The organism is Arcticibacter svalbardensis MN12-7 (assembly GCF_000403135.1).
GTDB classification, from domain to species: domain Bacteria; phylum Bacteroidota; class Bacteroidia; order Sphingobacteriales; family Sphingobacteriaceae; genus Arcticibacter; species Arcticibacter svalbardensis.
Map to the genome: position 1 here is coordinate 1 of NZ_AQPN01000094.1, position 6498 is coordinate 6498.

The 6498-nt window shown below is 38.0% G+C and carries 6 protein-coding genes; 1 reads left to right on the forward strand and 5 read right to left on the reverse strand.

Features of this window, described 5'->3' with window-relative positions; all coding sequences use genetic code 11:
• Positions 1 to 460 precede the first annotated feature (460 nt).
• Positions 461 to 1543 carry an Ldh family oxidoreductase gene (locus tag ADIARSV_RS12140; RefSeq protein WP_016195827.1) on the forward strand — a complete coding sequence of 361 codons (1083 nt, stop codon included), beginning with the start codon at positions 461 to 463 and terminating at the stop codon, positions 1541 to 1543.
• A 52-nt stretch (positions 1544 to 1595) separates the two neighbouring features.
• Here the strand turns inward: ADIARSV_RS12140 and lepB are convergent, their stop codons facing one another.
• The 5 genes from lepB to ADIARSV_RS12165 are packed head-to-tail and all read right to left on the reverse strand — an operon-like array spanning position 1596 to position 6209.
• Positions 1596 to 3032 (reverse strand): signal peptidase I, encoded by a 1437-nt coding sequence (lepB, locus tag ADIARSV_RS12145; RefSeq protein WP_016195828.1) that lies wholly within the window; start codon positions 3030 to 3032, stop codon positions 1596 to 1598.
• A 10-nt stretch (positions 3033 to 3042) separates the two neighbouring features.
• Entirely contained in the window at positions 3043 to 3786 is a 744-nt protein-coding gene (gene dapB / locus ADIARSV_RS12150; protein WP_016195829.1) for a 4-hydroxy-tetrahydrodipicolinate reductase, read from the reverse strand.
• 24 nt (positions 3787 to 3810) lie between these two features.
• Positions 3811 to 4470, reverse strand: a complete 660-nt coding sequence (locus ADIARSV_RS12155; protein WP_152439862.1) for a DUF5683 domain-containing protein — start codon at positions 4468 to 4470, stop codon at positions 3811 to 3813.
• 33 nt (positions 4471 to 4503) lie between these two features.
• The gene (locus tag ADIARSV_RS12160) at positions 4504 to 5406 is read right to left on the reverse strand and encodes a ParB/RepB/Spo0J family partition protein (RefSeq protein ID WP_016195831.1); all 903 of its coding nucleotides are present in this window, start codon (positions 5404 to 5406) and stop codon (positions 4504 to 4506) included.
• Positions 5403 to 6209: a ParA family protein gene (locus tag ADIARSV_RS12165; RefSeq protein WP_016195832.1), complete on the reverse strand. Its 807-nt coding sequence runs from the start codon at positions 6207 to 6209 to the stop codon at positions 5403 to 5405. The genes ADIARSV_RS12160 and ADIARSV_RS12165 overlap by 4 nt, the downstream gene beginning before the upstream one ends.
• Positions 6210 to 6498 lie beyond the last annotated feature (289 nt).

Below are 6498 nucleotides of genomic sequence, written 5' to 3' on the forward strand. Positions count from 1 at the left end.
AATTCACATTATTCAATCCGGTAGGAGAAGTGTGTCCATACTATAAAAAACAAGAAAAAAGGAAGGCTATAATGTCCTTTTTTAACCTCTTTATTTTGCGATTTAGTCTAATTTTTAGCTCATGATTTATTTTAAGAAATTAATTATGAGCTAAATGGAAAATATTTTAAAAAACAGGGGTTATTAGTACCTCCCTTAAGGCTTTTAAAATATCCTATAAGATTAGATTTAGCATTTCTTATATTTCTAAAAAGTTGATTCGGTATTCATTATAAGAACCATTTTTAGTAAACTTGGTTACTTTTGAATAAGCTTTATAAGCTTATTCATATAAAATCAAAAAAGAGGCTGTTTCAACCTATGAAACAGCTTTTTTATTTCTAGGGTCTCTTCCTTATTTTAAAAGAAGAGACCCTCATTTAATGTTAATTATTAATTTCACTATTATTGAACCTTAAGTATGAGTTCCTTCATTTTTCAGGAAAACAAATTAAGAGCCTTTACAGAATCTGTATTTCATGCAATGGGCTGCAGTGAAGAACATGCTGTTCTTGCTGCCGATGTATTAATAACCTCTGACTTGCGAGGAATCGATTCGCATGGCGTAGCACGACTAAGCGGCTATATCCGTCTATGGAAAAAACACCGGATTAATCCTAATCCAAATATCAGAATTGTTCACGAAACAGCAAGCACCGCAACTGTAGACGGTGACGGCGGATTAGGGTTAATTGTAGCTCCATTCGCAATGAAACTGGCCATGGAAAAAGCGGAGAAATATGGATCAGGTTGGGTATCTGTACGAAATTCCAATCACTTTGGTATAGCTGGTTACCATGCGATGCAGGCTGTGAGTAAAGATATGATTGGCATTGCAATGACTAATGCAAGTCCGCTGGTTGCTCCTACATTTACAACAGAACGTTTGCTAGGTACAAATCCGATGTGTTATGCTTTTCCAGCAGGCAAATATCCGCCGGTAGTCGTAGATATGGCAACCGCTACAGCGGCCAACGGGAAGTTAGAAATAGCGCAACGGGAAGGTAAACAAATCCCTGAAGGTTGGGTTCAAACCAAAACTGGATTACCAACTTCTGATGCACATGCACTTAAAACTGGAGGGTCACTATTACCTTTAGGAAGTGACCGTGACCATGGCAGTCACAAAGGTTTTGGATTAAGTGCCACAGTTGATATTCTTACTTCTATTTTATCTGGTGCTAATTATGGCCCATGGGTCCCTCCTTTTGTTGCTTTTTTAGATCCACTACCCGATTTGCCAGGTGAAGGAATTGGTCATTTCCATGGCGCAATGCGTATTGATGGCTTCAGACCTGCTGCCGACTTTAAGTCGCATATGGATCGCTGGATTGAACGTTTTAAAGCCGCAGTGCCAATAGATCCAGATCAACCCGTAATTATACCAGGAGAACCGGAAGCGGAAGCAGAGAAGATACGCCGTGTAGAAGGAATTCCTTTATCTGAACCCGTAGTGAAAGATTTAGAAGCTTTAGCCGAATTGCTTGGAATTGAGAAATTATAAAGACTTTTAAACTAGTATTGCAACATAACAAGTAATAATAAAAAATGGCTTTTTATTTAATGCCCATAAACAATCTGTCCCAACGAATTTTACTCAGGAAGCTACCATTCGTATTCCAGCTCATCCATACAAATAAAGCCTTACCTACAATATGATCCTCCGGAACAAATCCCCAAAAACGGGAATCAAGTGAGTTATCCCTGTTATCTCCCATCATCCAGTAGTAATTCATTTTAAAAGTATAAGAATTAGCAAGCTTACCGTTGATACTGATTTGATTATGGTTAATTACCTCTACCTTATTCCCTTCATAAACTTCAATTGCTCTCTTATACAGTGGAATATTTGTACTGTCCAGCTTTACTGTCCAGCCCTTTTTAGGAATTATTAATGGCCCAAAGTTATCTACATTCCATCTAAAGGCAGGGTCTTTAGGGAAAATCTCTGTATCATACATAGACGCGGATTGTATATAGGGTTTCACCTCCTTTACATTAGCCCAACTTTTAATTTCCAATGCCTGACCTTTAGTCATATTAAATAAATAATCGACATCAGAGCGCCGCTGTGCATCGATATTCATGTCCGTTAGCTTCTGTGGATTAAAGTCTGTACCATCTGAAACTACGGCATTATACTTCTGAGCAAATTCAAGATTAATCGCCTTTTTACTATTCACATATACCTGTGCATTTATAATCCTTAAGGTATCTCCACAAATAGCAATACAGCGTTTGATATAATTTTCGCGCTTATCAACCGGACGATTAAAGGGAGCATCCGCTTCCATTGGATAATTGAACACCACTACATCATTTCGTTCAATTTCCTCGAGTGCAGGAAGTCTTCTGTATTTTAACTCTAATCCATCCCAGTAAGCTTTTGTACCAATAAGAGGCATAGTATGGTGTGCAAAAGGAAAGGCAATAGGGGTCATCGGAATTCGTGCACCATAATTCACTTTGCTCACAAAAAGGAAATCTCCTATCAATAGCGATTTCTCCATAGATCCAGTAGGTATGGTATACGCTTCCAAAAGAAAGCTGCGGATTAAGGTTGCAGCAACTACTGCAAAGATGATTGCATCACCCCATTCTCTTGCTGCTGACTTTCTATAAGGATATTTTACATGGAACTCTTCTGTTGCAGATTGTCCAAGATACTTTGTGTTAGCATCAAAACCCCAGTAAGGAAAAATTATAAAAGGGAAAAGCACAGCACCTGCATGTTCCGGAAAAGAAGTCTTACCATAACTTTTCGCAAAATCAACAATCAGACCCAATGCTACAATTAAGTTTATTACGGGAATTAACAGCAGAATAATCCACCAAAGAGGTCTTCCTGTAATTTTCAGAACAACAATCATATTGTAGACAGGAATGAGAGCTTCCCAACCTTTACGATTAGCTTTTTCAAAGAGCATCCACATTCCGACCAATGTTGAAATGGTTAGAATACCTATTACTAACCAAATTCCAGTACTTTCCATGTAATTATTATTAGTTATTAAAGTCAAATATACTTTCTACCGAGTAGAAACCTTTTTTATTTTTAAGCCATTCAGCTGCAATTACAGCACCCAATGCAAACCCTGCCCTACTATGTGCGGTATGCTTCAACTCAATTTCATCCACTTCCGAGCTATAAATCACCGTATGAGTTCCAGGAACATCTTCAATTCGTAGCGACTCTATCAGTAACTGGTTAGGTTGATTAATAACCTGTTTCCCTTCATCTACCACATTATTGATCCATTCACTTTTGCGGTTAAGGCCATCTAAAATCCCCTCTGCAATAGTTATAGCCGTACCACTTGGTGCGTCAAGCTTTTGTATATGATGTATTTCTTCTACCTGGACATCATATTGAGAATACGGATTCATAATTTTAGCCAGCATTTTATTTACAAAGAAGAAGATATTTACGCCAATACTAAAGTTAGAGCCATATAGTAAAGTATTGTTACCTGCAATACAAATATCTTTTACTTCCTGTAATTGGTTGTACCAACCTGTTGTCCCTACTACTATCGGAAGTTGTGCATCAAAACAGGCATTAATATTTTGCATCACAGAATGAGGCGTACTAAAATCAATGGCTACGTCTGCTTTTTGAAGATTCTCTTTGGTGAGTAAATGAAGACTGTTCTCTTCTATTTTTAATACTATTTCATGGTTACGATTTTGAGCAAACTGCTCTATAATACGTCCCATTTTACCATAACCTAAAAGAGCTATCTTCATTGAAATATTTTTATGTTAATGAAATTACAGAGCAAAGCAGATTTTTATACCTGGTACCGGAACCAAAGAGGCATTAATGGGAAAACTTTGTAAAGATGGTTTAATTTTAATAGCTAGTTCATCCGATAGATCCCAACGAAAAAATTTGGCATCTACATAGGCATCAATAATATTAATTGCATAAACCCCCAATCCTGCCAATACACTTAAATCGCGGCTTCTTCTATAATAATCACGCCCACTCAATAGAGCAGCCTTATCCAGATTAGCATATAGAGGATTTTGTGTTTCAGGTTGGTCTTCAGATCGAAGTTCCCTGTATTGCAGTTCGGTTAAAATATCCTTATAATAGCGTTGATTAAATTCAAATACCAGTCCTGCACCTACCAAACCTCCATAAATAAAAGGAACCTTCCACCATCTTTTATTATTGAATTGACCCCAACCAGGGATAATTGCTGATCGTCGGGCAGCCTGACCAGGCATTCTTTCAATAGCAAGACGTGCAGAGTCCTTCACAACAGATGCTTTCCCAGATCCAAGTCCTTTTCCCTTTACAGAAACAACAGTATCTTTCTGAACAGTAGTTTTAGGCATTTTGGAATCAGGATTAGACATAGCTGAATCAACTTTTACAACAGCAGTATCCGTTTGTGAAAACACGGATAAAGTGAATGTCATCATCCCTATAAACAGAAAATATCTTAAAAAAATCATTTACCAGTCTAATAATTCAAGTATACGGCTCAGATCATCATCTGACATAAAAGGAATTTCAATAGACCCTTTTCCTTTTCCCTGAACTTTCAAACGCACATTAGTAGCAAACTTCGATGCCAGATCGTCCTGAATCTTTTGAAACTGAAAAGAAACCGGTTCAACCTTCGCTGTACCTGCTTTGGGAATTCCCATTTGCTGTATAGTACGAACAAGCTCTTCAGTCTTACGAACAGAAAGTCCATTCTTCAAGATCTCTTTGTGAACATAGAGCTGTTTGTCAACCTCTTCCAGACCAAGAATTGCCTTGGCATGTCCCATTGAAATATTATTATCACGGATAGACGCCTGCACTACAGGTGGCAACCGCAATAAACGAATATAATTAGTCACCGTCGACCGGTTTTTACTCACACGATCACTAAGCTCTTCCTGCTTTAAATTACACTCTTCGATCATCCGCTGAAAACTTAAAGCTACCTCAATAGCATTCAGGTTTTCTCGTTGAATATTTTCAATAAGTGCCATTTCCAGCATTTGCTGGTCATTTGCAGTACGGATATATGCAGGAATCTCTATCAACCCAGCAATCCGGGAAGCTCTAAGACGTCTTTCACCCGATATTAACTGATACGACCCTGAGCCTGATTTCCTAACCGTAATCGGTTGAATCAACCCCTGTGTGCCAATAGAATCAGCAAGTTCCTGAAGTGAAGCCTGATCAAATTCAGACCTGGGTTGAAATGGATTTACTTCAATTTGGCTAATGCGTATGTGAGCTATATTACCCGGGGATGTTACTCCTTCAGTAACAGGCACCGAACGTACAGGCATTATGCGCTCACTATCATCCAACAATGCACTTAATCCTCTTCCTAACCCTGTTTTTCTTATCTGGCTCATGAATTAACTATTGCTTTTTTAACACCTTTTCCATTAACAAGACCATTTTTCTTAATGATCTCTCTAGCTAAATTAAGATAATTAATAGACCCTTTGCAATTTGCATCGTGCATAATCACAGAAATCCCATAGCTCGGAGCCTCACTTAAACGCGTATTACGTTGTATAATGGTATCGAAAACAAGGTCATGAAAATGAACCTTTACCTCTTCAACTACCTGGTTAGAAAGCCTTAACCTGACATCATACATCGTAAGCAGAATCCCTTCAATTTCTAAATTAGGATTCAATCTTGTTTGCACTATCTTAATGGTATTCAATAGTTTACCTAGCCCTTCTAAGGCGAAGTACTCACATTGAACAGGTATGATCACAGAATCAGCTGCCGTTAAAGCATTAATGGTGATCAGCCCTAAAGAAGGTGAACAATCGACAATGATGAAATCGTAATCCTCCCTAATCTTATCCAGCACTGTCCGCATCTTAAACTCACGGTCAGTCAGATTAATCATCTCTATTTCTGCACCTACCAGATCTATATGTGCAGGCAATAGATCCAGATTAGGCGTTTGAGTAGCCTGAATGGCATCATGCGGATCTACATCATTTATTATGCACTCATATATACTTGACTTTATTGTACGTGGATCAAAACCAATGCCGGAGGTGGAGTTGGCTTGTGGATCTGCATCTACCAGCAATGTTTTATATTCCAACACAGCTAAACTAGCTGCAAGGTTTATGGATGATGTGGTTTTGCCGACCCCTCCTTTTTGATTAGCTAAAGCTATAATCTTACTCATTCCTTATCCCTGTTCTAACCTTTTATTTACAATTACTTACTTGGAGAATAGATATTTAAATCCTTACTTTTGCCCTTTGTATCATTTTCTTATCAATCGCCTAAGATACGAACTTTAAACAATTTAATAAGACAGGCTAATATCTCGTTTTAAACATATTACCAACAGATGATCACTATTATCGCCAGCACAAACCGTACGAACAGCTATAGCCTCAAAACCGCCCAATATTATACAAAGTGATCAAACAAATGGATCATGATGCCTCCATTTTATCTTTGGAGAACTT